Origin of the sequence: Pandoraea terrae (genome assembly GCF_902459695.1) — a bacterium.
Classification (GTDB): domain Bacteria; phylum Pseudomonadota; class Gammaproteobacteria; order Burkholderiales; family Burkholderiaceae; genus Pandoraea; species Pandoraea terrae.
The window spans coordinates 118,970-144,555 of sequence record NZ_CABPRZ010000005.1 but is presented as its reverse complement, the minus strand read 5'-3'; the positions used below and the strand labels follow the sequence as shown (position 1 = coordinate 144,555).

The 25,586-nt window shown below is 64.6% G+C and carries 25 protein-coding genes; 10 read left to right on the top strand and 15 right to left on the bottom strand.

The annotated features are described in order from the left end of the window. Nucleotides 1-155: 155 nt before the first annotated feature. Entirely contained in the window at nucleotides 156-1,283 is a 1,128-nt protein-coding gene (locus PTE30175_RS07720; protein ID WP_150696487.1) for a helix-turn-helix transcriptional regulator, read from the top strand. Here the strand turns inward: PTE30175_RS07720 and PTE30175_RS07715 are convergent. The 3 genes from PTE30175_RS07715 to PTE30175_RS07705 form a co-directional block, all read right to left on the bottom strand. After that, complete coding sequence (locus PTE30175_RS07715) at nucleotides 1,280-2,050, bottom strand: flagellar brake protein (RefSeq protein ID WP_191628908.1); 771 nt, start codon at nucleotides 2,048-2,050, stop codon at nucleotides 1,280-1,282. The two genes, PTE30175_RS07720 and PTE30175_RS07715, sit on opposite strands and share 4 nt — an antisense overlap. A 147-nt stretch (nucleotides 2,051-2,197) precedes the next feature. Continuing rightward, entirely contained in the window at nucleotides 2,198-2,842 is a 645-nt protein-coding gene (locus PTE30175_RS07710) for a LysE family translocator (RefSeq protein WP_150696485.1), read from the bottom strand. Between the two features lie 313 nt (nucleotides 2,843-3,155). Beyond that, on the bottom strand, nucleotides 3,156-3,359 hold the full coding sequence (locus tag PTE30175_RS07705) for a cold-shock protein (RefSeq protein WP_150696484.1): 204 nt from the start codon (nucleotides 3,357-3,359) through the stop codon (nucleotides 3,156-3,158). 328 nt (nucleotides 3,360-3,687) lie between these two features. On the opposite strand from PTE30175_RS07705, the gene PTE30175_RS07700 reads away from it, so the two are divergent. Further along, nucleotides 3,688-4,419: a peptidoglycan DD-metalloendopeptidase family protein gene (locus PTE30175_RS07700; protein ID WP_150696632.1), complete on the top strand. Its 732-nt coding sequence runs from the start codon at nucleotides 3,688-3,690 to the stop codon at nucleotides 4,417-4,419. A gap of 14 nt (nucleotides 4,420-4,433) precedes the next feature. On the opposite strand, the gene mdoH is transcribed toward PTE30175_RS07700, so the two are convergent. The 3 genes from mdoH to PTE30175_RS07685 form a co-directional block, all read right to left on the bottom strand. Beyond that, entirely contained in the window at nucleotides 4,434-6,992 is a 2,559-nt protein-coding gene (mdoH, locus tag PTE30175_RS07695; RefSeq protein WP_150696483.1) for a glucans biosynthesis glucosyltransferase MdoH, read from the bottom strand. Then, entirely contained in the window at nucleotides 6,965-8,578 is a 1,614-nt protein-coding gene (locus PTE30175_RS07690; RefSeq protein WP_150696482.1) for a glucan biosynthesis protein G, read from the bottom strand. Before PTE30175_RS07690 ends, mdoH begins: the two co-directional genes overlap by 28 nt. 127 nt (nucleotides 8,579-8,705) lie before the next feature. Beyond that, nucleotides 8,706-9,389, bottom strand: coding sequence for a LysE family translocator (locus tag PTE30175_RS07685; RefSeq protein ID WP_150696481.1), 684 nt, complete (start codon nucleotides 9,387-9,389; stop codon nucleotides 8,706-8,708). Between the two features lie 21 nt (nucleotides 9,390-9,410). Here PTE30175_RS07685 and PTE30175_RS28965 point away from each other — a divergent pair, with 21 nt between their 5' ends. Continuing rightward, entirely contained in the window at nucleotides 9,411-9,536 is a 126-nt protein-coding gene (locus PTE30175_RS28965) for a hypothetical protein (RefSeq protein WP_263596277.1), read from the top strand. A 13-nt stretch (nucleotides 9,537-9,549) separates the two neighbouring features. Then, entirely contained in the window at nucleotides 9,550-10,500 is a 951-nt protein-coding gene (locus PTE30175_RS07680; protein ID WP_150696480.1) for a LysR family transcriptional regulator, read from the top strand. Nucleotides 10,501-10,558: 58 nt separating this feature from the next. Here PTE30175_RS07680 and PTE30175_RS07675 read toward each other — a convergent pair whose 3' ends face one another. From PTE30175_RS07675 to PTE30175_RS07655, 5 genes are all read right to left on the bottom strand, one after another. Next, on the bottom strand, nucleotides 10,559-11,494 hold the full coding sequence (locus tag PTE30175_RS07675) for an alpha/beta hydrolase family protein (protein ID WP_150696479.1): 936 nt from the start codon (nucleotides 11,492-11,494) through the stop codon (nucleotides 10,559-10,561). 184 nt (nucleotides 11,495-11,678) lie between these two features. After that, nucleotides 11,679-13,004 (bottom strand): cyanate transporter, encoded by a 1,326-nt coding sequence (locus tag PTE30175_RS07670; protein WP_224788643.1) that lies wholly within the window; start codon nucleotides 13,002-13,004, stop codon nucleotides 11,679-11,681. Further along, on the bottom strand, nucleotides 13,001-14,197 hold the full coding sequence (locus tag PTE30175_RS07665) for an amidohydrolase family protein (RefSeq protein ID WP_150696478.1): 1,197 nt from the start codon (nucleotides 14,195-14,197) through the stop codon (nucleotides 13,001-13,003). The genes PTE30175_RS07670 and PTE30175_RS07665 overlap by 4 nt, the downstream gene beginning before the upstream one ends. A 28-nt stretch (nucleotides 14,198-14,225) precedes the next feature. Then, nucleotides 14,226-15,725, bottom strand: a complete 1,500-nt coding sequence (locus PTE30175_RS07660; RefSeq protein WP_150696477.1) for a sodium:solute symporter family protein — start codon at nucleotides 15,723-15,725, stop codon at nucleotides 14,226-14,228. Further along, nucleotides 15,722-15,949 (bottom strand): DUF3311 domain-containing protein, encoded by a 228-nt coding sequence (locus tag PTE30175_RS07655; protein WP_150696476.1) that lies wholly within the window; start codon nucleotides 15,947-15,949, stop codon nucleotides 15,722-15,724. Before PTE30175_RS07655 ends, PTE30175_RS07660 begins: the two co-directional genes overlap by 4 nt. Before the next feature lie 202 nt (nucleotides 15,950-16,151). On the opposite strand from PTE30175_RS07655, the gene PTE30175_RS07650 reads away from it, so the two are divergent. Further along, nucleotides 16,152-16,877 carry a GntR family transcriptional regulator gene (locus PTE30175_RS07650; RefSeq protein ID WP_224788651.1) on the top strand — a complete coding sequence of 242 codons (726 nt, stop codon included), beginning with the start codon at nucleotides 16,152-16,154 and terminating at the stop codon, nucleotides 16,875-16,877. A gap of 140 nt (nucleotides 16,878-17,017) precedes the next feature. After that, a complete protein-coding gene (locus PTE30175_RS07645; RefSeq protein ID WP_150696475.1) occupies nucleotides 17,018-18,319 on the top strand; it encodes a UDP-N-acetylglucosamine 1-carboxyvinyltransferase in 1,302 nt (433 codons plus the stop codon). A gap of 45 nt (nucleotides 18,320-18,364) precedes the next feature. Here the strand turns inward: PTE30175_RS07645 and PTE30175_RS07640 are convergent, their stop codons facing one another. From PTE30175_RS07640 to PTE30175_RS07625, 4 genes are all read right to left on the bottom strand, one after another. Continuing rightward, entirely contained in the window at nucleotides 18,365-18,823 is a 459-nt protein-coding gene (locus PTE30175_RS07640; RefSeq protein ID WP_150696474.1) for a DUF995 domain-containing protein, read from the bottom strand. A 203-nt stretch (nucleotides 18,824-19,026) separates the two neighbouring features. Further along, a complete protein-coding gene (locus PTE30175_RS07635) occupies nucleotides 19,027-20,364 on the bottom strand; it encodes an MFS transporter (protein ID WP_150696473.1) in 1,338 nt (445 codons plus the stop codon). Nucleotides 20,365-20,422: 58 nt separating this feature from the next. Further along, on the bottom strand, nucleotides 20,423-21,076 hold the full coding sequence (locus PTE30175_RS07630) for a DUF4286 family protein (protein ID WP_150696472.1): 654 nt from the start codon (nucleotides 21,074-21,076) through the stop codon (nucleotides 20,423-20,425). A gap of 222 nt (nucleotides 21,077-21,298) precedes the next feature. Next, nucleotides 21,299-22,252, bottom strand: a complete 954-nt coding sequence (locus PTE30175_RS07625) for a LysR family transcriptional regulator (protein WP_150696471.1) — start codon at nucleotides 22,250-22,252, stop codon at nucleotides 21,299-21,301. 262 nt (nucleotides 22,253-22,514) lie between these two features. Between PTE30175_RS07625 and PTE30175_RS07620 the strand changes: the two genes are divergently transcribed. From PTE30175_RS07620 to PTE30175_RS07605, 4 genes are all read left to right on the top strand, one after another. Then, nucleotides 22,515-22,733: a hypothetical protein gene (locus tag PTE30175_RS07620; protein WP_150696470.1), complete on the top strand. Its 219-nt coding sequence runs from the start codon at nucleotides 22,515-22,517 to the stop codon at nucleotides 22,731-22,733. A 59-nt stretch (nucleotides 22,734-22,792) separates the two neighbouring features. After that, nucleotides 22,793-23,146, top strand: a complete 354-nt coding sequence (locus PTE30175_RS07615) for a hypothetical protein (protein WP_150696469.1) — start codon at nucleotides 22,793-22,795, stop codon at nucleotides 23,144-23,146. A gap of 178 nt (nucleotides 23,147-23,324) precedes the next feature. After that, complete coding sequence (locus tag PTE30175_RS07610; protein ID WP_150696468.1) at nucleotides 23,325-24,611, top strand: O-antigen ligase family protein; 1,287 nt, start codon at nucleotides 23,325-23,327, stop codon at nucleotides 24,609-24,611. 16 nt (nucleotides 24,612-24,627) lie between these two features. Further along, entirely contained in the window at nucleotides 24,628-25,527 is a 900-nt protein-coding gene (locus tag PTE30175_RS07605) for a glycosyltransferase family 2 protein (RefSeq protein WP_150696467.1), read from the top strand. Nucleotides 25,528-25,586 lie beyond the last annotated feature (59 nt).

The following is a 25,586-nucleotide window of genomic DNA, read 5'->3' as shown; positions in this document are numbered from 1 at the left end:
CGCGGCGCTGCCACACCAAGGGTTTGTCCCCGGTGATTCCCGAACGGCAGTTGGCGACAATCACGCACATCAGGTTGCGGTAACGAACACATGGCTGACGTGGCCCACCAGAGGCGCGCAGCCGCCGTTTCGGCAGGCATACCCATGGGGGCAGCATGAACGACAAGGGGAATCTGTCGCTCGATCCGCTGATCGGCAAAATCTATGATGGCGTACTGGATGAAGCCGTGTGGACCGAGGCGTTGCAGGCCTTCAACCGGTTGGCCGGCGGTATCGGCTACCATGCCCTGACCTGGGATCGCGTGCGGCACTGCGCCACTGCCGAATCAACGTCGATCGTCTTGCCGGGCGACCGGATGAAGGATTTCACCGAGACCCTCGCCCCGAAGGATCCGCGTGTGAACCTGATCCTGCAGGAGTCCCCCGGTCATGCGATGCGCTGCCACGAGTTCCTGTCCGAGCGCTACGTCGCGGGCAGCGACCTGTTCAACGAATTCCTGATCCCGAACGGCGTGCGCTACACCTACGGCATGCATCTCCACGCCGGCCCTGTCACTTCGGAAATTGTCGGCATCATGCGCGCGCCGGACCACCGTCCGTTCGAAAGCGACGACGAAGCGCCGGAACTCCAGATCCTCATGCAGCATTTCTCGCGCGCCGCCCGGCTGCGCGCCGGGACACAAGCATGGCAAGCGCAGGCCGCACTGGGCATGGCCGCGCTTGACCAGCTCGATTTGGCGATTCTAGTCGCCGATGAAAAGGGCCAGACCCGATACCTCAATCAAGCGGCGCATCAACTGCTCGGCGAATCGCGCTCGCTGCGCCTGCGCCAAGGGCGTATCGAGGCCTTCGCATCGACCGACCAGAATGCGCTGCAGCAGCTCCTTGCGCTGGCGAGCGGCCCTGTCCCGACCGCCGGCAGCCATCGCATCCGGCATGATGAGCACCGAAAACTCGTGGTGTCGGCGATCCCGCTACGCCCCGATCATCCCGCGGCGCTTGCCTGGCAACGCCCGATGGTGATGCTGACGGTCGCCGACCTGATGCAGCGCACCACCCTGACCCCGTACACGCTCAAGGCGCTCTTCGGGCTGTCGCCCGCGGAAGCCCGCCTGGCCCTGGCCTTGTACGACGGCAAGGAACTCGCGCAGATTGCAGAGGAAGCGGGCGTCGCGATCAACACGGCGCGCACGCAATTGCGCAATATCTTCGACAAGACCGGCTCCCGCCGTCAGGCCGACCTTGTGCGCCTGCTGAACGCCATTCCGGCTGTGCGGTCCTAGCCGCGCACCAGTGCCTTGCGATTGAGTTCGAGCTGGGTGATCAGCTTCTGCAAACGCGATTCCGCCGCACGCGTGAGCGCGACGAAGCGGCAGCCGAGATGGTGCTCGACGTCCTTCGCAAGCGGAACGGTGCGCAGCGAACAGACTTCGAGATCGACCTGCACCGTGCCGTAGTCGCGCAGTTCCATGTCCACCTGCATCAGCATCGTGCCCTTCGGGATTTCCGCGACGATCGGCAGCTTGGAGCGCAGTCCCACGCCACCGAGGGACAGATCGAATACCGACATCCGCACGAATTGCTGCTCATCGGGAAATTGCACCTTGCACTGGTACGGGTTCAGGATCGGCGTCTTGACGCGGAAATAGTCGCGCCGCTGCAAGCGCACGAGGTGCTCGGGAAAACTGGCGTAGAACGCCGGATAGCCTTCGAATTCGCGTTCAGCAACATCCAGACACGGGAAATGCACCTGGATGCCCTCGGGCACCGCCACAAACATCGCACGCTTCGAATCGAGCAACGCGCGGCTTTCCTTCTCCACGCCGCCCCAGTCGAAATAGAAACCGCGCGCCGGAATATCGACCTTGAGAATGCGCGTGACCAACTGACGCTGACCATTGGCGAAATACACCGTCACGAAATCGCCGCGCGTGGCCAAGTGGCGCAACACGCCGCCGATCTCCAGCGGATTGGAGATGCGGAAAGTGTCGTGCAGTTGTGCATCTTCCTCGGAAGGCGGCGGGACCACCTGCGGTTCTGTCGTTTCCATACCTGGTCTTTTACTTATTTGCCGACGCGGCATGGACCGCGTCTCTTTATGCCTCAACGGACTTAACGGCCGCCGGGTGGGAATATTGAGTTGAATTCAGTGTGACGGCGCCCTGTCATCCCCGAGGCGGCACGTCACCCGCCCGGATCAACGATGCACCGCCGCCATCAGTGCGCCGAAGCCCATGAACACCCCGCCGCTGATGCGGTTGAATGCCGCCAGCACGCGCGCTTCGCGCAAATACGGCGCGATGCGCAGGCCCCCCGTTGCGTACACGAAATACCAGCTGACCTCGATCACGGCGAACGAAACCAGCAAGATGACGAACTGCGGTGCTTTCGGGGCCACCGAATCAATGAATTGGGGCAGGAAGGCGGCGGCAAACAGAATCGCTTTCGGATTGCTCGCCGCGACGAGAAAGCCGGCCTTGAAACGGGTGGCAAAACTCGCGGATTCACGGGCAAACACTTCGGACACCGCCTCGTCCGCGCCTGGCGCGGCCACGCGCACCGGGGAGCGCCAGCTCTTGTAGCCGAGGTAGACGAGATAGGCCGCGCCGGCGTACCGCAGCGTATCGAACAGCATCGGCCAGGCCTTGAGGACCGCGCCGAGCCCGGCGGCAGAGATCGACATCATCGCCAGCAACGCCGTCATGCAGCCGGCCATCGTGCCAAGCGAGGCGCGCAGACCGAAGCGCGCGCCGTGCGTCATGACAAGCAGCATGTTGGGGCCGGGTGTTGCGCACACGAAAAAGACGGTGACGACATACAGCCACCACGTTTGCAGGCTCATGATTGTCTCGAATGGCAGGTGAATCGGGGGCAGCTGCGCGCCGGAACATACGCCGTGGGCAGTCTGCCACACCTTCATCGGCGGCCCTCACAGCGTGTCCGCCGCAACGCGCGGCGCATCGTGCATTGTAGCGTTGAACACGTCGGGACGGAGGCTCCGGCGCCCCGCCCTCCCGCAAAAATTTCACGCCACCAGAACGACAAAAGCCTGACGGCATGCCGTCAGGCCTTCGTTTTTGCAGCGTTCTACCGCAACGCCGATACCGTATTTACGGTCCGGCGGGGCGGCAAACCGTTGTAGTCGTAAAAGCGACTTACAGCGGCTTGATGTTCGCGGCTTGCTTGCCCTTCGGGCCGGTCTTCACTTCGTACGAGACCTTTTGGTTCTCTTGAAGCGTCTTGAAGCCGTCAGCGCGGATTTCCGAGAAATGCGCGAACAGGTCTTCGCCGCCAGCGTCCGGGGTGATGAAGCCGAAGCCCTTGGCGTCGTTGAACCACTTAACAGTACCGGTTTCCATTACTTATTTCCAAATAAAAAACATAGCCTGGGGCCGAGGCCCCGTGAATGCTGACAATCAAGGGAGAATGAAGTACTAGAGCACCGGCGAAACGCTGAATACTACGTCGAACAAACACTTCGCTGCTTGACAATCTGCATTTCGTTTTATACGTGGTGTGCCCAATCTTGTCAAGCAGGGAAATTTCCTTACTTTCCGCGCAGTTCACGGACAGAAGTGGGCATTTTCCTTGGGATTCGCGGTGGGGACGGCTTCTCGTCGACGTACAATGGACGTTTTTGCCCGCGTGCCGCCCTGTTTACGGGGGCCGCCCCAAAATCGATCACGGATGGCGCCTATTCGACTTGCGCGGCTGCAATGGCCGCGATGCCCCCCCCGCATTGCCGCCCTGCTCCTGTCGGCCACGCTTGCCGCCTGCGCGGCCTCCCCCGCCTACGGCCCTGTCCCGGCCGGCCATTACCGCGTCACATCGGGCGACACGCTCTATGGCATTGCGCGCGCCAATCGCGCCAGCACGGCCGATCTCGTTCGCTGGAACGGTCTTGCGGACCCCGACAAAATCGAGGTCGGCCAGGTCCTGCGCGTGGTGCCGCCATCCGGCGGCAATGCGCCGGCGACTGACAGTGCGGCGAAGCCTGCGGCCCGGCCGGGCACCGCGCGGCCTTCGGCGCCCACCCCGGACACGCCGGCCGCACGCATTGCGCTGGACTGGCCGGCAAGCGGTCAAGTCATCGCCGGTTTCAACGGCAGCAGCAACAAGGGCATCGACATCGGCGGCAACACCGGCGATCCGGTTACGGCAGCGGCCCCCGGCAAGGTGGTGTATGCCGGACACGGACTGCGCGGCTACGGCAATCTGGTCATGCTACAGCACACGGGCGGCTATCTGACCGCCTACGCGCACAACAGCAGGGTTCTGGTGACAGAAGGCGCGCAAGTGAGCAAGGGGCAAAGGATTGCCGAGATGGGCAGCAGCGACACCGACCGCGTGAAATTGCATTTCGAGGTCCGCCAGCAGGGCAAGCCCTACGACCCGATGGCGTTCCTGCCGAAAAAATAAGTCGCGCCAAAAACTCAAGCCGACTCGAGATATCCTTGACGCAGCCCGTTTGCCCGGGCATCGCGCCATTCGCGATGGGCGCGCGGATCCGTCCATACGGCGGCGTGCAACTGCGACAACGCGCGCGGATCGTTGATCAGCGCCCATTTCTGCGCGCCGCTCAACCGTTTCGGCCCCATCAGCAACGCGGACTCGACCTGCTTCGCGCGCGTCGCGCGGTGACGCGGGTCGTCATGCGTCGGCGGCACGGTCGCGCACGCGAGCGCGTTGGCGATCGGATCGACCACGGTGGCGATGAAATCCGGCCCGGGACGTGTTTCCAGCGCGTACTTCTCCGTCCAGCGCAGCTCCTTCGGCGGCCACGACTCCTCGGGAATCAGAAACAGGCTAAGCCGCTTCAGCCCTCGTCCCAGCGACACTCGGCTCGAGAACACCGACAACGGAATCGAGAGCATCATGGCGCCGACGATCGGCATCAGCCACCAGATGAAATTCGGATTGAGCCAGTACACGATGCCGCCCCATGCCGCGCCAAGCAGCGTGTGCAGGCCATGGCGGCGAAACGCCTCGCCCCAATGCGTTTCCGCATCCTCGCGCGGCGGCGACTTCCACTGGATCGCGATGCCGGTGAGCGCCGCCAGCACGAACTGCGTGTGGAACAGCATCCGCACCGGCGCGAGCAGCGCCGAGAATACCAGTTCGATGATCATGCTCAACGTGACCGGCAACGCGCCGCCAAAGCGTTTGGCGCCCTTCACCCAGATCAGCACCACGGCCAGGATCTTGGGCAGGAACAACATCGTCGCCGTCGCAGTGAACAATGCCACCGCGCGCTCCGGATGCCACTCCGGCCACAGCGGAAACAGCTGGCGCGGCGCGCTGAAATACTCCGGCACGACGAGCGTGTGCTTGGCCAGCAGGCACGTCGACAGAATCAGAAACAGGAACCACAACGGCGCGGAGATGTACGCCATGACGCCGGTCACGAACACTGCGCGGTGCACGGGGTGCATGCCCTCGGCCATGAACAGCTTGAAATTCATCAGGTTGCCCTGGCACCAGCGGCGGTCACGCTTGAGTTCGTCGAGCAGGTTCGGCGGCATTTCCTCGTAGCTGCCCTGCAGATCGTACGCAATCCACACGCCCCAACCGGCGCGGCGCATCAGCGCCGCCTCCACGAAATCGTGCGACAGGATCGGCCCTGAAAGCGCGCCCTTGCCCGGCATCGGCGCAAGGGCGCAATGCTCGATGAAGGGCTTCATGCGGATGATCGCGTTGTGCCCCCAATAGTGCGACTCGCCCAGTTGCCAATAGTGCAGCCCGGCCGTGAACAACGGCCCGTACACCCGCCCGGCGAATTGCTGAACCCGTGCATAGAACGTTTCGCGCCCGGCGGCCAGCGGCGCCGTCTGGATCAGGCCCGCGCTCGGATGCCCCTCCATCAGCCGAACCAGCTTCGTCAGGCATTCGCCACTCATCACGCTGTCCGCGTCGAGCACCACCATGTAACGGTAGGCGCCACCCCAACGGCGGCAGAAATCGTCGAGATTTCCGCTCTTGCGCTTCACGCGCCGCTGACGGCGGCGGTAAAAGATGCGTCCGAAGCCATCGACCGCGCGGCACAGCGATTGCCAGGCATCCACTTCGGCCGTGCAGATATTCGTGTCGTTGCTGTCGCTGAGGATGAACACGTCAAAGCGGTCGAGATCGCCGGTCTTTGCGAGCGACTCATAGGTCGCGCGCAGCCCCGCGAACACGCGTGCGACGTCCTCGTTGCAGATCGGCATCACGATCGCCGTGCGGGCCTGGGCCTCGATCGGCGCGTCGCCCGCGGCCATGCGCGAAATCATGTAACGGTCGCCGCCGAACAACAGCGTGAAAAAACCCATGACGGCCGTCCAGAAGCCGGCTGACACCCAGCCGAACAGCAGGACAAACAGCGTCAGCACCGAAAATTCGAGCGGATCGGCACCGTGATAAGGCAGCACATCGGCCATGAAATGCGTTGCGAGCGATGTTTGCGCGATCATCAGCGCCAGCAGCAGCCAACGACGGCGGCGCCCGGCATGCGACCAGACACCTCGCGGATCGGGCGAATCGCGCAACAGCGGATCGGGATCGGCACGGCGGGTCAGCCGATGCCACAGGCGGGTGAGCGGATTGAGCGACCACGGACGCGGCACCAGCGAAGTTCTCTGTACCGGCGGCGCAATATGCAGCGTGGGCGTGCCGCGCACGGTGTCCATGCCGGCGGCCTCGGCAAGCGAGCCGCCTTCGGTCATCGCCAGACGCGCGGGCACCGAGGCGAGCACGGCGTCACCCGCGGCCTCCAACGGCGAGCGGGCGGAATCCGCGCCGGCCACGGCGTGCGCCGCGCCGTCCGGATCCGCCAGGACGTCATGCACACGTAGCAGCGTCCCGGTGTCCGAGCCGGCCGTTTGGGCGGCATCATGCAACGCCTGGGCGAGCAGCGCGCGGCGCTTTTCGGGCGCCAGCGGAAGCCGGTCGACATAAAGCTCACCGACCGGAATGTCAGTGCGTTCGCTCACTCGGGGGGTAACAGGTAGCTCCACGTTTCGGATAGGGTAGTACTGCCGCTGCGCAGATAGGCACGCATTTCGACGGGTTTCTCGGTATCGAGACGGCGCATCCGCATCATCACGCGCCAGCCTCCCGTGACTTCATTCCGCTGCGTGACGAGTTCGAGGATCTTGCCATTAGCGTCGAGGGACACATTGCCTTCGACCTTGGCGTCGGCCGCGAGTTTCTTGAGGGCCGGCCCTTCGAAATCGACCGCGAACAGCAGACTGTCGTCTGGTTTTCCCCGGTAGCCATGTCCACGCCGGCTTTGTGACACCCATGCCAGAGACGGGCGTTTGTCGTTATCTTTCTGCCACGAAAGCCGGTATTCAAACGAATACGGTTGCTTCGGACGCGGCGGCGCGTCCGGCACCCAGTAAGCCACAATATTATCGTTGGTTTCGTCCGGCGTGGGAATCTGTACGAGTTCCACACGGCCCCGGCCCCAATTGCCCTTGGGCTCGACCCACGCCGACGGCCGCTTTTCATAGTGGTCATCGAGGTCTTCGTAACTGGTGAAACTGCGGTCGCGCTGCATCAGACCGAATCCCAGCGGATTCGTCAGCGCGAACGACGATACCTGCAAGCGCTTCGGATTGATCAGCGGACGCCATATCCATTCGCCGGTACCCGACTGGATCGACAGGCCGTCCGAATCGTGCACTTCGGGCCGGTAGTCGGCAACGGCCGACGCTTGGTTCTCACCGAAGAAAAACATGCTGGTCAGCGGCGCCATCCCGAGCTTCGTGACATTTTCGCGCAGGAACAATTGCGCCTTGACGTCGACGACGGTGTCGGTCCCCGGACGCAAGATAAACCGGTACGCACCCGTCGCGCGCGACGAGTCGAGCAGCGCGTAGATCGTCAGGTCCTTCGCGCCGGCTGCGGGTCGCTGAATCCAGAATTCGGTGAAACGCGGGAATTCCTCGCCCGAATTCAGGGCCGTGTCGAGCGCCAGGGCGCGCGCCGACAGGCCGTAGATCTGATCGCGGCCAACGGCGCGGAAGTAGCTCGCGCCGAGAAATACGAGAACTTCGTCCTTGTACTTGGTGGTATTGACCGGATAATGCACCCGAAACCCCGCAAAGCCGAGGTTGCGCAGTTGCTTCGGGTCGATCTTGTTCGGCCCGAAATCGAACATGTCAGGGCTGTAGCGGATTTCGCGAACGCCCTGCGGCGCAAGCTCGTTGATCTTGACCGGGCGGTCGTAATACGAGCCTTCGTGGAAGAACATCAGCTCGAACGGCAGCTTGGCGCCACGCCAATAGGCACGTTCCGGCTTGAAGCGGATATTGCGGTAGCGATCGTAAGTCAGCCCCTGCAATTCCTTCGGCAGATTCGGGTCTTGCGGCTTGAACCGGCTGCCTGCCAGCGTACGGGCTTGCTTGGCCACATCTTCAAAGCCGAAGGCATGCCCGGCTTGTGCGGCAATCAGCGTGCAGGCGCCAAGCAGGACGGTAAAGACAATTCGCCACCCACGCCGGGCGCGGGGGTGGCAAGTCTGGTTCAGGGCATGCCGTGGCCCGCCGGACAGGGCGGGCGCGGCGTTGCGGGACGTCTCGGTCGGCAGAAGATCCATCGGCATCCAGAGCGAAAGCGCGCGCGCTGGCAGTGTCCAACGCGCGCCGAACGCGCAATTTTACCTGTTCGCACGACCTTTAGCCAAAAACGGGCCCGCCGATGGGCCGGCCCACCGACGTGGGCACTCACCGCCCGGCCGTGGCAAGCACTGTGCCGAGCGCCATCAACGTGCCGCCAATGGTCCGTTGCACGGTCTTTTGGCGGCGAACCATCGCGGCGCGCATCCAACCCTGCGAAAAGCCGAGCGCCACCACGCTGAACCACACCCAGTGTGCCAGCGACATGAATGCGCCGTAGCCGAGCGTAACGCTCCAGCCCGTCCCCGGCTGCACGACCTGCGTAAATGTGCTGACGACAAACAGCGTCGTCTTCGGGTTCAGCGCGTTGGTCAGAAAGCCGGTACGCAAGGCGGCCCGATCTGCGGCGCGGCCGGCCTCGTCCGCCGATGCGCGGCACAGGCGGGACGCATCGCCCCGCCCCGCCGGCCCGCTCTGCCCACCGTCCACCCCGGTGCCTTCCGGGACCTTGAGCGGCCGACTGGTCAACGTTTGCCATCCGATGTAGACGAGGTACGCCGCCCCGACGAGCTTGATCCCCGTGAACAGCCAGGGCGCGCTCTTGATCAGCACCCCGACGCCCACGAGCGTGTAGGCCACATGCACCTGCACGCCGAGTGCGATGCCGGCCGCCGCCCACAGCCCAGCGCGGCGGCCGTGCAGCCAGCTATTGCGCGTGACCATCGCGAAATCCGCCCCCGGACTTACCACGGCCAATACGGTGATCATCATGACCGCCAACAATTCGTGCATGTTGCCTCTCGCAAAAAAATCATGGATGAAAACCACGATCGGCAGGCACCGATCTCGTGCCGCACCCACCACATGGACTTCATTTCTGGCATTTTCTCGCGCTTCGTGACGGCACGAAAAGCGATTTTCCGGGATGACGATTCATGATAATTTCTCAAGCATGAACCTTCGTCATTTGCCGCTGGGCGCCCTCTTCGTGTTCGATACGGCCGCCGCCGAACTGAGCTTTGCGCGCGCCGCCGATCGTCTGTTTGTCACTCAGGGGGCGGTCAGCAGGCAAATCCGGACACTCGAAGATGCGCTCGGTGTCACCCTGTTCGAGCGCCGCAATCGCGCCGTTTTCCTCACCCTTGCCGGCGCGCAACTGCACGCGACCACGCGGCAGATGTTCGACCAACTGGCCGGCACGGTCGCGCGCTTGCGGCCTGCCGCCCAGCCCTCGCCGCTGGTGGTTTCGTGCGAACCCACGCTCGCCATGCGCTGGCTGATTCCCCGGCTCGGGGGTTTTTACCGGCTACACCCGGAAATCGCGCTCCATCTGCATACGGCCGGCGGGCCGCTCGATCTGGCCGCCGCGGGCGTCGACATCGCGATCCGCCGCAACGATTTCTTTTGGGGGCACGCGCTGCTCGTGGCGCCGATCGGCGACGAATGGGTCGGCCCGATTCGCGCCGTGCCCGGCACGGGCGCACAGACGGGTGCGGCTGCGCCGCGTCTGCTGCACACGCGAACGCGAGCGAAAGCGTGGGCCGACTGGCGGCGCGCCGCCGTCATCGCCGGCCTCGCAAAGGCACGGGCCGATCATTACGATACCGGCGCGGGCGCGCAGCAGACTTTCGAGCACTTTTACCTGAGTCTTCAAGCGGCCGGCGCGGGTCTCGGCGTTGCGATCGGGTCCGTGTACATGGTCGCCGACGAACTTGCGGCCGGGCGTATCGACGCGCCTGAAGGGTTTGTGCGCGACGGGTCGTCCTATGTGGCTTTGTCGGTCACGCCGTTCGATGCCGACCCGGCCAGGGCCGCCCTTCTCGGCTGGCTGCGCGATGAAATGCGCGCCACGCTCGACGGTGTCATGACGGCATCCGCCGCGCATACCGACGCGCGAGGCTGACGCAGGCCCCTCGAATCACGCCGGGGACGGTCGCCGCCGGCAGGTCTGTCCGGCACGTCTATTTTGTGTCGAGCTTCACACCGCCGGGCACACCAGGCACGGCGCAACGATGTTCCCGGACATTGTCGAGAAAGCGCTCGATCAACGGCAGGATGCGCGCTTCGATGTCGCCGTGTCCGTAGCCGAAGCCCGCGAAGTTGAAGTGTGTCGCGCCGTCGACGACCGCCAGCCAGTGGCAACCCGGCGGCAAATCGGCATACGGCTCGGTACGCGATTGCCATTTGCCGTCGAGCGGTGCGTCGCGGGTACCCGTGATCATCAGCATCGGCTTTTGCAGATCATGCCAGGCGCCGTCCGGAAAGATCGGACCTGGCCCTTGCGGCGACAGTGCGATATAGGCGTCGAAGCGGTCGGCGCCGTCGAGTTTGAGGTTGTTTTTGGCCCCCGCCTCGAGCAAGGCGGTCGCGGCGCCCATGGAATGACCGACGAGCACGGCCGGCGACGCCTGGCAGCGGCCACGCGACCACTGCAGCGCAGCGCCGACGTCCTGGAGGCGATCGCGATACGCAGCGGGATCCGTGGTCAATGACAGCAGGCCGTCGCGTAATCCGCCGCTGCGCACCCGGTCACGCAACGAGTCGCGGCTGCTTTCCTTGTGGCCCATGACGATCGTCAGCCAGCCGTATTGCGACAAGGCCCGGCCCAGCCAGGCGAGCGCATCCTGATCGCCGCCCGCGCCGGGACTCAGTATGGCGGCCCCGGCACAAGCGCCGACAGGCCGAAACACACGGAGCGTGGCAGGTGTGCCGTCGGCACGGTTGGCGTTGCGTACCAGTCCCGTAGGCGGCGCCCCGTTGGCGGCAGGTGAGGAAGCGGGCGCGGACGCGGTGGGTGCGGACCCGGCCGCGTGACTGGCAAGCGGGACACCCCCCGCACCGATCAACAGCCATACGGCCAAACGCATCGCCCCGTGCATCCATCCTCCTGAAGTCATGGCGCGCGCGGCCCACACGGAGGCGGCGGGCGGCCGGCGCTCCAGGGGACGCCACACGATGAGTCATCTTAGCGCGGAATCGGTAGGACCCCCGCATTTTTTACGCGCTTTTTCTGCGCGGGATGGCCCAGTCTCGCGTCCGCTACGCACATGCGCCGCGAGCCTTGCGGCCCTGGCCCTCGCCCTAGGCCATCGCCCGTGCGTACCCGGCCGGATCGAAACGCCACGTCATTGCCAACAGCAGGACGATGCTCGCGGCCAACGCGAGCCAGGCGCCCGCGAAACTGCCCGTCATGGCGCGCAGGGCCCCCGTGGCGAACGGCGATGTCGCCGCGACAAGATAGCCTGCACCCTGGACGAACGCCGCCAGTTCCGCCGCGCGCTGGGGATGCGCGTGATGATCCAGCGTCAGGATCAGGCCGAGTGCAAACGTGCCACCCAAACCGAAGCCGATGGCGCCCACCCACAACCACGGCGCCGCGGCCGGTGCCAGCAGGAAGCCGCACAGGCCGCCGAGCGTGGACGTCAGCGCAAGCGCCAGCCAGCGCCGCCGGTCGGTCCCCCGGCGCGCCAGCCATGGCAATGACAGTGCCGATATCACCTGGCACGCCGTCAACCATGCGAGCAAGACGCCGCTTTCGCCGGCGCTCATGCCGGCCTGTTGATAGAACGGCGGCAGCCACGCCACCATGCTCGTGTAGGTACTGTTGATCAGCCCGAAGTAGACCGCGAGCAGCCACGCGCGCGGATGACGGAACCACCGGGGAGCCGATGCGGCGGACGATACCGCGCGAAGGCCCCGGACCGGATGGGGGGGGGCCGGATCGGACCCGTTGCCTACGCCACGCCTCGCCTGCGGTGCGATGAACCACGCAATCAGCGCGAATGCCATCACGACAACCCATATCCCCAGTCCGGCGCGCCAGTCGCCCGTCCATTGCGCCACGCGCGGGCTCAGCGCGGCGCCCAGGCCGCCGCCGCCCATGAGCGCCGCCGAATACAAACCCATCATCGCGGTCATGCGGGCCGCGCCGTAGCGGCCCTTGATCACGCCCGGCAGCAATGTCTGCACGACAGCAATGCCGATCCCCGCCAGCAGCGCCGACGCAAGCAACGACCCTGATGTGTCCGCCACGAATCGCATGCCGCATGCGGCCGCGAGCGCCACGAGTCCGGCCGAGACGCCGGCGCGTTCGCCAATTTTGCGCATCAGCGGGGCGGCCGCCAGGGCAAACACGCCCATGGCCAACACCGGCAGCGACGTCAGCATCGACGCCATCGGAAAGCTCATGCCGGTCGTCGCCCGAATCTGTGCCAACAACGGACTGACCGACGTCAGCGTCGGGCGCAACGTGAGGCCGACCGCCACGATCGCCACAAAGAGCGCCCAACCGGGCGTAGGCGCGGCTGCGCGGCCCATGTTGCGCACGACCGACAACGACGGGCGGGCGGTTGAAGCGGTGGCTGACGACGTCCCCTTTCCGGCATCGCGCTCAAGTGCGCGTGTCATACGAGCACGCCATCGCGAGCCACGATGCGCCCGCCCGCGATGACGCATTTGCGCACCGGATGCGCGGCCACCGCTTCGGCAGCATTGCCGGCCTGCACCAGCACGAGATCCGCCCGCGCGCCCACCTGCACGCCATATTCGGCAAAGCCGCATGCGCGCGCGCCGGCGTACGTCACGCAATCGAGCGCGACGGCGAGTTCGTCGTCGCGCCGCAAGTTGTTGCGCAAACCGATCATCATCGCGCGTTCGAGCATGTCGGGCGCGCCGTATGGCGTCCAGGTATCACGAATACCGTCGTTGCCCCCGGCGATCGTCACGCCCGCCGCGCGGCAGGCCATCACCGCCGGCACCGGCCGCGAAGGCGGCGCCGTGGTGATCACAGCCACGCCGAGATCGGCCATGCGTGCGAGCATGGCGTCGCGGCGGCGCTCGTCGAGCTCGCCCAGGCAGAAGCCGTGACTGATGGCCACGCGATGCTGCATGCCGAGCGCGGCGATCCGCTCGAACATCAACTCCAGCGTGAACACCCCCATTTCGCCAGGTTCGTGCAGGTGGATGTCGACGGGGCAGCCATGCTTGTCGGCCAACGCGAACATGACGTCGAGCGACGCCGCCGGGTCGCGGTCGATGGCGCAGGGATCGAGCCAGCCGAGGATGTCGGCGCCTTCGCGCAGCGAGCGATCGAGCAATGCATCGGTGCCCTCGCGGTCGAGCACGCCCGACTGCGGAAACGCCACGATCTGTATGTCGAGCCGGTCGGCCAATTGCGCCTGCGTGGCGAGCACGCCTTCGAGATGGCGCAGACCGGCATCCGTGTCGATGTCGACGTGCGTGCGCAAGCGCGTGGTGCCGGCGGCGAGAAACGCCTGGCCGAGCGCAAGCGACGCGCGGCCCGCGTCGTGCCCACTCGTGGCGCGCCACTGGCGTTCGTTATCGATGCGGTCCACCAGGCGCGAACCGCATTTGTTGACGTACCACGGCATGCCCCACACAGTCTTGTCCAGATGCGTGTGCGCCTCGACCAGCCCCGGCAGCAGCAATGCGCCGCCGGCGTCTTCGGTCGTGCAGCGGCCGGCGGCGCCGGCCGGCTGCGCCAGCGATTCGCCGATGGCCGCGATACGGCCGTTTTCGATCAGGACATCGGCCGGCGCGCCATCGAGTGCGCGCGCGTTCCGGATCAGCAAGCGTTCCATCCATTCCTCTGATTGCATAAGGGCCTGTTCACGACTCCAGCGCAGCGCGCGACGTGTCGCCCGCGCTCACGCCCGAGGCGCGCGTAATGGCGCTGACCACCACGAACGCGACGGCGTTGGCGGCGAGCGCCACGAGCCCCATGTTGAGCGACTTGACAGCGGACGATGCGTTCGGCAGCAGCGTCGCCAGATTCACGTCGAAGACGAGCGCCATGGCCAACACGGCAGCGCCGGCGGCAATCCCTGCGAACGCGCCATGTTTCGTGCCGAACTTCCGGCCCGATACCCCCGGCAACAGGCTCGCGATGAATGACGGGAACAGTTGTGTGAGCAGGCTGGAGGCGAAGATCGCCAGTGACACGAATGTCGCGCCGCCACGCAGCACGAAATACACGGCCACCAGACCGAACACCGGCAACACGCCCTTCGCGACCTGTGCCACCCGCCGTTCACTCGCGTGGGGCGCAAAGCCGTCGCGATACACATTCTTGGCGATCAGCGTCGAGGCATTGAGCATGATCATCGAACCCGGCACCAGCGCGGTCAAGACCCCGGTACCGCCGATCACGCCGACAAACCACGGATCGAAGGTCAGCTTGATGAGCTTGAGCAGTGCCAGATCGGACTCGGCGCCCTTCAACCCGGGCACCTGCAGGATCGCAGCGAAGCCGACGAAGAACATGAACGCGATCACGACCTGGTACAGCGGCATCAGAATCGCATTCTTGCGCACCGCCATGTCGTTCTTCGCCGCGTAGACCGAGGTGAAGACGTACGGGTACAGGTAGTAGCCGAGTGAGGTCAGCAAAATCGTGGAGTTGTACCAGGAGAGGTTCAGGCCCGTCTCCGGCATCTTCAGGAAGCCCGGATTCGCCGCTTCGATCTGGTTGAACATCGGCCCGAAACCGCCGTAATAGTGCAGCGGCAGGTACACGCCCAGGAAAATCGCGATGCCCAGGATAAGGATGTCCTTGAAGATCGCGATGCTGGCCGATCCGTGGATGCCCGAAATCACGATGTACGCGACCATCGCCGCTGCGCCCAGCCAGATGGCGACGGCCGGCGGGATCGATCCGTACGACGCCTCGGACACGATGATACCGAGGCCACGCAACTGGATGATCAGCAGCGAACTCATCCCCAGCACGGCCACGATCGAGACCACCACGCCGAGCGCCCTGCTCTGATAAGCCGTCGCGAAAAAGTCCGAGAACGAGACGCAGCGGTGCTTCGTGGCATGGCGCCACACGGCCGGCAGCACCCAGTAGCCCATCACGTAGGCCAGACTGCCGTACGCGAGAATGTAGAACGCGGGCGGCCCCTTGCTGTACGCCCAGCCGCTCGCGCCCAGAAACGTAAACGTCGAGAACGCCTCGCCGGCCATCAACAGGAAGACGAGCAGCGTGCCGAAGCCCCGGCCGCCGACCGCCCACTGTTCCAGGCTCATGGTGCGCCCCGCCCGCGCCCTGATGCCGATGAACAGGGCAAACGCCAGGAAACCGAAAATGACGATCAGCGCCGCGTTCATGCCCGGCCTCCGTCAACCGTATCCTCGGCGATGGCCCCGGCGCGCGTGCTGCCGTCGAGGCAGAACATCAAGGCCATGATCCCGCTCGACGCCACGAGCCACAAGACGTTCCAGGCCATCAGGAACGGCAGGCCGAACACGCGCGGCGCCAGGTGCTCCGCGAGCCAGCCGCCGCTGAAGAACGCCACGAAGGGCAACAGCCCCAGGCAATGTATCGGTTTCATCTCATCTCTCTCCTGCCCATGCGACGGCCCTTGGGGGCGAACCGTCTTTTTTCGTTGGAATCATCAACCAAAATTGTTAACCATTTTTGTTGACCATTATCTACAATGCTTTGCAGAATGGCAAGGACCCTAGGGAAAGTCCGGGGCCGACGGTGACCGGTTACAATGCGCCGGATTCGGAATGAGACGGATGACAGGCTTGATGACGACGGCTTCAACGCAGGACGCCGGCACAGACGCCGGGAGCGAAATGGGAGTGGAAGACAGGGTCTACGTGGCGATCTCGCAGGCGTTGCTGTCGGGAAAACTGCGCCCGGGCATGCCGCTGCGTGAACGCAATCTGGCCGAGGCGTTCGGCTGCACGCGCGGCGCGGTACGCAAGGTGCTCGCGCGGCTGGGCTTCGAGGGGAAGCTCGTGCTCGAGCCGAATCGCGGCGCGTTCGTGCCTCAACCGTCGCTCGACGACATCCGCCAGGTCTATCGGGCGCGGCGGGTGATGGAAGCGGGCGTCGTCGCCACGCTGTGCGGGCATCTCACGCCCGAGCAGGTGGCCGTGCTGGAATCCCACGTCGCCGACGAAGCGCGCGCCCATGCCGATCAGGCGGTCGAGGCGTCGATCCGCCTCGCCGGCGCGTTTCATCTGAAACTGATCGGGATGACCGGCAGCGGCGATCTCACCGACTTCGCCGAGCGGCTCGTCGCCAAAACGGAACTGTTCAAGGCGCTGTACGATCCTGCCGAATACATCCACTGCGCGCCGACGGAACACGCGCAGATTGTCGCGGTGCTGCAGACCCGGCGCGTGCAGGCGGCCATCGATCTCGTCACCAGCCATCTCGACGAACTGGAAGCCCGCGTGATCGCGCGCGCAGCCGAGGCCGAGACACCCGATTTCCGGGCCATCTTCGCCGCGAGCTTCCGGGTGTAGGGCCGGTTCCGTTTTACGATCCGTTACAAGGGATACGAACCCAAATTTCCGCAACCGGGGTATATTTCGCCTGTTTGCCCCGGGTGCGTTCGACCGACGCCCGGAGCCCTCGCTACACCCAGCAAGCCCGAAGGAAGCTCATGTCCCATCTGGTTGTCCATGGCGGCCAGCCGCTGCGCGGCCGCATCATTCCGTCCGCGAACAAGAACGCCGTTCTGCCGATCCTTTGCGCCACCCTGCTGACGGCCGAGCCGGTGCGCCTCATCGGTGTGCCCGAGATCACCGACGTGCGCAAGATCCTCGATATCTTTCGTCAGCTCGGCAGCGATGTGAGCGTGGATTTCGCCGCCGGCACGCTCGATCTGCATCACAAAAACACCCGCTTCGATCCCGCGCGCGATCATCTGCCAGAGGAAATGCGCTCGTCGATCATGCTGGTGCCCGGACTGCTCGCCCGCTTCGGCGTGGCACGCATCGAAGACAACGTGAAAGGCTGCACGCTCGGCGTGCGCGAGATCGATCCGCACATTGAAGTGCTGCGCCAGTTTGGCGGGCGGGTCGAGCGCACGGCCGGCTCGCTGTTGATTCATGCGGCCGAGGATCGCCCCGCGATTCATCACTGGCTCGACTACGCGTCAGTCACGACCACGGAAAACTTCGTGCTGTGCGCCGCGACGGCGCGCGGCCGTTCGCAATTGACGAACGCCGCGTCGGAGCCGCACGTGCAGGAGTTCTGCCGCTTCATGGAGATGCTCGGCGCGAAAATCGACGGCATCGGCACGTCGCAATTGGCCATCGAAGGCGTGTCGGCGTTCGGCGGCGGCGAGTTCCGTTTCGCCGAAGACTTTCACGAAATCACGACGTTCCTCGCGCTCGGCGCGATCACGGGTGGCGAAATCAGCGTCAAGAATTCGGCGCCGGAACAATTCCCGCTGCTCGACCGCACGTTTGCCAAGTTCGGCGTGACGGTAACGCACCGCGACGGCTGGTCAACCGCCACGCGCAACGGCCCGCTCAAGGTGCAGACGCCGTTTACGCAGAACATCCTGACGAAGGTGGAGGCCGCGCCGTGGCCTTATTTCCCGGTGGACCTGCTGCCGATCTTCATCGCCCTGGGGGTGCAGGCCGAAGGCAGCGCCATGTTCTGGAACAAGGTCTACGACGGCGCCATGGGGTGGTCGACGGAACTGTCGAAGTTTGGCGCACACGTCTTCCTCGCAGACCCTCACCGGTTGGTGACGTTCGGCGGCGTAGCGCTGACGCCGGCCGAAGTCGAGAGTCCGTACATCATCCGCGTGGCGATTGCATTGTTCATGGTCGCGGCCAGCATCGACGGCCGGTCCGTCATCAAGAATGCGCTGCCGATCAAACGCGCGCATCCGCGTTTCGTCGAAAACCTGCGCTCGGTCGGCGCCAACGTGAGCTGGACCGACGAGGAATGACGGCAGCTGCAGCAGCCATCGGCGCGGCAAGCGCCGATGGCGCCCTCATTTGCTGAAGCTGAACTCCATGGCCACGGCCGCGTTGTTCGCGACCGACGTCACACCGTAGTACTTGTCGCCGACCTTGAACATGAAACGGCACCAGTTCTCGGTGAGCGAGCGCCATTCGATGTTCACGCAGAACGAACCGTTGTCGTTGACGGACCACGTCCCGACCCCCTGTGCGACGGTGTTCATCCGCCCGCCCGATCCCGTATTGCCCTTATTGTCGGACGAAGCATTGAGCTTGCCGTCGGTATCGTTTGTCCACCGGCGCGTACTGCCGTTGTATGAGATGCTCATCACCTTCGCGCCAGGCATCATCTGCCTGAGTTCTTCGACGGTGAGCTGTTGGCCGTTCGCTGCCCTGACATCGGACAGCCGCATCGGCTCGGCCTGCGCGGCAAGCGCTGCGGCCAACAAACCGGCCCCCAGGGTGGTGGCCTGAACAAAGTGAAGACGCATGATCCCTCCCGCGTACGCGGCGCCGCTCGTCGCTTGCGCCCGTGCGCTCGGCGCCGTCGGTGGCGCGAACGCTTGTCGTCGCGCGCCGCGATCGTGCGCGGCGAGGCTATCGGTCCAGGATATGCGCTATCACTATAGACCACGGCAAACCGGGTTGCCTAATCGGACGACGCCCTGCGCGGTGGTGGATCACGTGTTCGGTCTCAGTCCGCGAGCGGCTTGCCGGCCGTTTCACGGGCCGCGAACAATGCGATCGCGGTCACCAGCAGCGCGCCCGTCACGTAGATCGAAACGGCGAACGTCGTGCCGTATTGCTTGAACAGGCTGACAATGATCAATGGCGCGAAACCGCCGCCGACAATCCCCGCCAGCGTGTAGGCCAGCGATGAACCCGCGTAGCGTACGCGTGTCGGAAATTGTTCCGTGACGAAGGCCGCCTGCGGTCCGTACATGATCGCGTGAATCACAAGGCCGACAACCACCGCCAGCACGATCAGTCCCGGATGCGCCGTATCGAGCAGAACGAAGAACGCGTACGCCCAGATCACCGCGCAAAGCACGCCGAATCCGTACACCGGACGGCGCCCGAGCTTGTCCGACAGCGCACCGAACAGCGGGACGCTCAGCGCGTTGCAGGCCGTGCCTACGAGCACGGCGGTCAAGGCGAGCGGACGCGAGAGATGCAGGGTGCCGGTCACGTAGGTCAAGGTGAAGACGACCATCAGTGCGTAAAGCACATCCGAGCCGATGCGCGAACCGCCAGCCACCAGAAGATTGCGCCAGTGCGAGCGAAACACGTCTGCAATCGGCGTCTTCGCCTGCCGGTGCGACTGGGCCATTTCTTCGAACATGGGCGTTTCCTCGACGCCACGTCGCACCCACAGGCCGAAGCCGACCAACAACAGACTCGCCAGGAACGGAATACGCCAGCCCCAACCGAGGAAGTCATCGGGCGAAATGGCCAGCGTGATCAACGCGATCAAGCCCGTCGCGAGCAGTGTGCCGAACGATGGGCCGACCTGTGTCCATGAGGCGTTCAGTCCGCGCTTGTCCTGCTCGCCGTGTTCGATCGAAAGCAACACTGCGCCGGCCCATTCGCCGCCAAGCGCCACGCCCTGAACGAACCGTAGCGCTACCAGCAAGACCGGACTCCAGATACCGATCGCCGCGTACGTGGGCAGCAGCCCCATCAGGCCGGTGGTCAGCCCCATGAGGATCAGCGTCAGCACCAGCACCGCGCGACGCCCGATGCGATCGCCCAGATTGCCGAAAACGAAGCCGCCAAGCGGACGTGAGACGTAGCCTACGGCATAGGTCGACAGTGCGAGGATGGTCCCCGCAAGCGGATCCACTGAAGGAAAGAACAGGTGGTTGAATACCAGCGCGGCAAGCGTGTTGTAGACGGTAAAGTCATACCACTCCAGCGTTGTGCCGACCATGCTGGCGGTGGCAAGGCGGCCTTTGTTCCGGCCGGTGGACGATGCGGCGGATGGCACGGCGCCTGGGCGGGCAGGCGCTTGGGCTTCAGTCAGGGACGTCATGGAAATCTCTTGGCGGGGCGGAACAGGGGAACCCGCGCAATGGCGGGCAATGAAGCGCTCAGTTGCTGTCGGCGCCGAGGCGCCAAAGCATGCCGAAGACAGTAACGGACGACGCCGGCAGTCCGTGGGCTGCGGCAAGCGCGACGGCTGCAGCGCGCACCGCCTCGGCGCTCGTGCCTTCGATCAGCACGACGCCATCGGCAGGCGCCGCCGCGGCGTCCGGTGCGGTCAGCGAGACAGACAGCGTGGGCACCGTGACCTGCAACGTCGCGCGAATGATACCGTCGGCGGCCGTGGTTTCCGTCAGCTGGGCCGCGAGGCGATCGCGCACGGCCGCGAGCGCTGCTTCGGACAGCACGAATGCCGCAAGGAAACCGCCCTGCCCAACGCCTGCCTCGACGTCGAGCGTGCCGACCCGGCGCTGCGTGGCGCGCATGCGCGCGAAATTGCGCAGCGACCATTCCGTCTGGCCGTTGAAAGCGTTCCGGTACGCATCGCTCGTGAAGACCGCCGCGTCTTGCGTGCAATACAGCGCCAGGTAGGGACGCGCGGTGGCATCGAGCGCCTTGAAGCGGCGTGCGAACCGGAACCCGGGAATCGCGACGCGCTCCTGCATATGTTCGCGGTCGTACCAGCGGTTGAAATCGGCCTCGAAGGCCGGGTCGATGTCCGTCCAGATGCAGAGCTGGGCGCGGGGCGGGGTCGAAGTCATGGCAAGCGTTCCGTCGAAATCGTCTACAGGCGCCTGCCGTGCGTGGGGGAAGGTGCGTCCGTTCGGGACGCCGCACGGGCAAGGCAGAGCCCGAGTGTGCAAAATCGCGGGAAACGCGTCCAACAAGAAAACTAATTCACAGCAACGCGAAAATCTTATGACGCCCGCGGGACGGGCGTTACCGGAAAAAAAGGGGGAAAAGCGAAGCGGGACGACGCCGTGTCAGGCGTCCTGCGTGCCCCAGGCAGGCGCCTGCATCGACACGGCGGGCGGGATGGCGATGTCCGGGCCCATGTTGAGCGCGAATTCGCTGGCCGTCTGCTGCGCAAGCCGCGCCACGTTCTCGGCCAGTGGTGTTCCCGTGCGGAACGAGCCGACGAGGGGCAGATTCGGGAAATTGGCGTCCACGCGCAGCAGTTGCAGGCTGTGCTCATGCAACTCGCGCTGAATAATGGCCGGCGGCAGCACGGTCACGCCGAAACCGTCGACCGCGAGACGAATCATCGCCGCGACGGAAGTCATGCATGACACGCGCACCGGCTGATCCGCCGCCACGGCAAACATCCGTTCGACAGTCTTGTGCGGACCGGAATGACGCGAGAAGCTGATCAGCGGATAGGCGGCGAGATCGGCGAGCGACAAGGTCTCGCCTTCGAGATTGAGCTTGGGACTGCCGACCCAGCGCATGGGGAACTCCGCCAGCGACACGTTCTCGATACCGGTAGTCTCAATGACGTCGGTCTGCAGGATCAGATCCAGCGAACCGGCCTCGAGCTGCTTGCAGAGGTTGATGGTCGTCTCGCTCGTCAGTTCGATCTCCAGTTTCGGATACTCGCGGTGGATACGCGCAGCCAGGTCGGGAAACCAGCTGTGCACAATGGACTCGATCACGCCGATATGGAGCAAGCTTGGGCGGACATCGGCATCGGCGAGTTCGCGCTTCATCTCGTGGCCCAGCTTGACGATCCGCTCAGCATACGCCAACGCCTTCTGGCCGCTGGCCGTGAGCGTGACCTCGCGCGCGCTACGGTCAAACAGGCGCACGCCGAAGCCCTGCTCGAGCGAGGCAATCCGGCTCGATACGGCGGCCTGCGTCGTGTGCAGACGTTCGGCCGTCAGCCGGAAATTCTTCAGCTTGGCCAGCCAGACAAAAGTTTCGAGAAAGCGCAGGTTCATGTGCCGATTCTAGCGCACCACCCATGTCGGCCGGTTTGCATTGGGCGCGCGCCGCCGCATCGGCAGGAAGCGATGTTACGCCCGCGCGTTTCAGATCCGTAACGTTTCCCTGCGCCAAGGGCGTAACACGCGGTGGCGGGTTTTCACTAAATCCTTGCAAATCAAATACATAGGAGCCCACATGAGGACTGGCATGTGTCTTGCGTATGAAATGGGAACGGCCCGGTGAGGCCGGGGCCGCGCCGATCCCCTGGAGACTGCCATGCCATCCGATCACTTTCATCGCCCGCATCCGACTGTCGAACTGGCCCGCTGTGTGTTTCGCCAGCACTACATCCGCATCATGCAGAGTGCCGCGCCGGGCCGTTTGGAGGTGCTCGTCGACGTTTGGCCCATTGAGGGACGGACCTTCACCAGCATTGAATCGGCCAAGCAGGCCGCGATGATGTACATCCGCGACATGGAAGCACAACCGTATTGACTTTCCCTGGCCGGGCGCAAAGACGTCCGGCCGTTCACACCACACGCCAGGACAACACCATGACACGCCAAACCGCCGTTTCGCCCGAGCTGCCCAGCCTTGGCGGCGGTGCCGCCCAGCCGCAGGGAAGCGCGGAACGGACCGACGTTGTGCTTGACCCCGGAAGCGACCCCTACGCCCGAGTTGCAGTGCAAGCCTACATCAATGCCTGCAGCGCCGAACAGCCATGGCTCGCGGAAGCGCTATGCCGGCGTTTCGACATCCCGGCCGGCGCGTCATCCACGGCCGCCCGCCTGTGGCGCCTGTTTCACGCGGCGCAGTTGCAAGCGCGTGCGGCCGGCGAGTTTGACGAAGCCGCCTGGCTGCATGTGACACTGTGCCTGCGGGCGACGCTGGGTGCGATGAATCAGTGAGGCCTTCCGCGCCGGTTGCACGCGACCAGGCAAATAGTAAGTGCGCGCTCACCTCACAAGCCGCGTACCAGTGCGTGAGACATGAAGCGGGGTAAGGCATCCGAAGTGAGAGAGCCTTTCGATTTCTGGCATACTTCATCCTCAGAAATGTTGAAATGCGCTCCTCAAAGCAATCTCCATGCCCACTTTTCGCAAGCCGGTGTCGTCGATGCCTTGCCGGCACACCACGCTGATCCTTAGCCTGCTCCTGCTTGCGTTCCCCTCGGTGACGCTCGCATTGCCGAGCGGCGGTAACGCCGTGATGTTTCTGGCGGTCGCGGCCTCGCTGATATTGCTCGTCACCGGCGGGAAGCTGGGCGTCCCCATGGCAGACACGGCCGATGCTGGTGTGCGTGCGTTTGTCGTAGCCTTGTTACTGCCGATCGCTGCGATACTTGTCAGTAACATCGCCCATGGCCGATTGGTCCCGAATACCTTCGATTCCCCGGCCCGTTTCCTGTTGGCCATTCCGCTGTTCGTCGGCCTGCGCCGTGTCTCCCGGTCGCTTGCCCCGTGGACGGACCTGGCGTTCGCATTGGGTGGCATCGTGGCCGGCGCGGTTGCATTTGCCGACAGTACGCTTCGTACCGGCACGCGTGCGGAAAGCGCATTATTGAATCCGATCCACTTCGGCGACATTGCGCTGATCATCGGCGCGTTGTCGCTGTTGTCGATCCGTTGGCGACGGCATGATCAACAGTGGGTCAAGTGGCTCAAAGCGGCGGGTTTTCTTGCCGGCGGATATGCCTCATGGGCAAGCCAGACGCGGGGCGGGTGGGTAGCGTTGCCGGTGATTGTCGTCATTTGCCTTGCCGTCGAAATGCGCCGCCGTTCGTTACGCGCGAAGCTCGGCGTCGCCGCATTGGCCATCGCATGCGTGGTGCTGCCGCTGGTACTGTCGGCGACGGTGCAAGCCCGCTTCCTGTCGGTGGCTTCCGATCTGCACGCGTTGGCCGAGGGCCAGGTCGATACATCCGTCGGGGTACGACTTGAGCTATGGAGAACCGCACTCGGACTTTTCCGAGACAATCTACTGTTTGGACTCGGACCTCACGGTTTCCACGACGCCATGGCACCGATGGCCGCGGCCGGAAAGTTGACCGCGATGGCCGCCGACCTGGGCCGGGGCGAGGTTCACAATCAACTGCTGGCCTATGCGGCGGACTATGGCACCCTTGGCTTGATCGCCATGCTCTCGCTCTACGCGTGCCCGGCCTGGCTCTTCTGGCGCGGGCTGCGTCAACCCGCGCGGGAACAAAGCCGCGCTGCGCTCATGGGCCTGGTCCTGGTGACCGGCTTCTTCATTTTCGGTTTGACGGTCGAGACCTTCAACCTCAAGGTCACCGCCGCGTTTTACGCCACGTTACTGGCGGTATTCGCTGCTTTCACGTACCCTGCCGAATCGTCGACAAAATGCGCCCGGTAGAACTGGCGCCGCCGCCATGTTCAGCATCCTGATTCCCACGTGGAACAATCTGCCGTTTCTGAAGCTCTGCCTGGACAGCGTACGCCGGCATTCGGCGTTCGAGCATGAGATTCTGGTCCACGTGAACGACGGCAGCGATGGCACGTTGGACTGGGTGCGCGAACAAGGGTTGCGTCATACCCACAGCACAGGCAATGTCGGCGTCTGCCTCGCCCTCAATCAACTCGCGCCGCTGGCGACGCGCGACTGGCTGCTGTTCCTCAACGACGACATGTTTTGCACGCCCGGCTGGGATACCGGCCTGCTCGCGGCCCACGCTTCACTGAACACGCCACTGTGCTATCTGTCGTCCGTCATGATCGAGCCGACACCCAGCCCCAGCACGCAAGTCATCCACCACGATTTCGGTGCCACGCCCGACACGTTCGACGAAGCCGGCCTGCTCGCCTTCGCGAAATCCCTGCAACGCCCCGACGTCAACGGCGTGCCGACCCAGCCGACGCTGGTGCGTCGCGACCTCTGGCATCTGGTGGGCGGCTACAGCATTGAGTTCGGACCAGGCATGAGCAGCGACGACGATTTCCTGATGAAGCTCTGGCTGGTCGGTTGCCGTGCGTTTCGTACGGTAGGCGAAAGCGTTGTCTATCACTTCGGGTGCCGCTCGACCGGCCGCGTCAACAAGAACCGCGGCAGCCGCGAATTCCTCATGAAATGGGGCATGACGCAGACCGAATTCAAGCGCGACTACCTCGTTCCGGCCGGACGCGGTGAAGCGGCGAGCTTACCCAACGTGCCCCGTCCGAGCACGGCAAGCCGCCTTAAACGCGCCGTGCACGGCCGCGCAGCGTACCCGCTTGCCGACCTCGAACGCTGGGACGACGACATCGGCCGTCATCTCGTGTTGGCAGGCGACTGAACAGCCGTCCTCGCAAAAGTACAAAAGTACGTTAGCGGGAACGCCCGGCAGTCTTGGCG

Coding starts and splice junctions, on each gene's coding strand:
- PTE30175_RS07645 (WP_150696475.1), top strand. CDS start 17,018: ATGTCCCATCTGGTTGTCCATGGCGGCCAGCCGCTGCGCGGCCGCATC.
- PTE30175_RS07610 (WP_150696468.1), top strand. CDS start 23,325: ATGCCCACTTTTCGCAAGCCGGTGTCGTCGATGCCTTGCCGGCACACC.
- PTE30175_RS07655 (WP_150696476.1), bottom strand. CDS start 15,949: ATGAAACCGATACATTGCCTGGGGCTGTTGCCCTTCGTGGCGTTCTTC.
- PTE30175_RS07710 (WP_150696485.1), bottom strand. CDS start 2,842: ATGAGCCTGCAAACGTGGTGGCTGTATGTCGTCACCGTCTTTTTCGTG.
- PTE30175_RS07720 (WP_150696487.1), top strand. CDS start 156: ATGAACGACAAGGGGAATCTGTCGCTCGATCCGCTGATCGGCAAAATC.
- PTE30175_RS07620 (WP_150696470.1), top strand. CDS start 22,515: ATGCCATCCGATCACTTTCATCGCCCGCATCCGACTGTCGAACTGGCC.
- PTE30175_RS07715 (WP_191628908.1), bottom strand. CDS start 2,050: ATGGAAACGACAGAACCGCAGGTGGTCCCGCCGCCTTCCGAGGAAGAT.
- PTE30175_RS07685 (WP_150696481.1), bottom strand. CDS start 9,389: ATGCACGAATTGTTGGCGGTCATGATGATCACCGTATTGGCCGTGGTA.
- PTE30175_RS07650 (WP_224788651.1), top strand. CDS start 16,152: ATGACGACGGCTTCAACGCAGGACGCCGGCACAGACGCCGGGAGCGAA.
- PTE30175_RS07680 (WP_150696480.1), top strand. CDS start 9,550: ATGAACCTTCGTCATTTGCCGCTGGGCGCCCTCTTCGTGTTCGATACG.
- PTE30175_RS28965 (WP_263596277.1), top strand. CDS start 9,411: ATGGATGAAAACCACGATCGGCAGGCACCGATCTCGTGCCGCACCCAC.
- PTE30175_RS07625 (WP_150696471.1), bottom strand. CDS start 22,252: ATGAACCTGCGCTTTCTCGAAACTTTTGTCTGGCTGGCCAAGCTGAAG.
- PTE30175_RS07660 (WP_150696477.1), bottom strand. CDS start 15,725: ATGAACGCGGCGCTGATCGTCATTTTCGGTTTCCTGGCGTTTGCCCTG.
- PTE30175_RS07700 (WP_150696632.1), top strand. CDS start 3,688: ATGGCGCCTATTCGACTTGCGCGGCTGCAATGGCCGCGATGCCCCCCC.
- PTE30175_RS07605 (WP_150696467.1), top strand. CDS start 24,628: ATGTTCAGCATCCTGATTCCCACGTGGAACAATCTGCCGTTTCTGAAG.
- PTE30175_RS07670 (WP_224788643.1), bottom strand. CDS start 13,004: ATGACACGCGCACTTGAGCGCGATGCCGGAAAGGGGACGTCGTCAGCC.
- PTE30175_RS07615 (WP_150696469.1), top strand. CDS start 22,793: ATGACACGCCAAACCGCCGTTTCGCCCGAGCTGCCCAGCCTTGGCGGC.
- PTE30175_RS07690 (WP_150696482.1), bottom strand. CDS start 8,578: ATGGATCTTCTGCCGACCGAGACGTCCCGCAACGCCGCGCCCGCCCTG.
- PTE30175_RS07630 (WP_150696472.1), bottom strand. CDS start 21,076: ATGACTTCGACCCCGCCCCGCGCCCAGCTCTGCATCTGGACGGACATC.
- PTE30175_RS07665 (WP_150696478.1), bottom strand. CDS start 14,197: ATGGAACGCTTGCTGATCCGGAACGCGCGCGCACTCGATGGCGCGCCG.
- PTE30175_RS07635 (WP_150696473.1), bottom strand. CDS start 20,364: ATGACGTCCCTGACTGAAGCCCAAGCGCCTGCCCGCCCAGGCGCCGTG.
- PTE30175_RS07675 (WP_150696479.1), bottom strand. CDS start 11,494: ATGACTTCAGGAGGATGGATGCACGGGGCGATGCGTTTGGCCGTATGG.
- PTE30175_RS07640 (WP_150696474.1), bottom strand. CDS start 18,823: ATGCGTCTTCACTTTGTTCAGGCCACCACCCTGGGGGCCGGTTTGTTG.
- PTE30175_RS07705 (WP_150696484.1), bottom strand. CDS start 3,359: ATGGAAACCGGTACTGTTAAGTGGTTCAACGACGCCAAGGGCTTCGGC.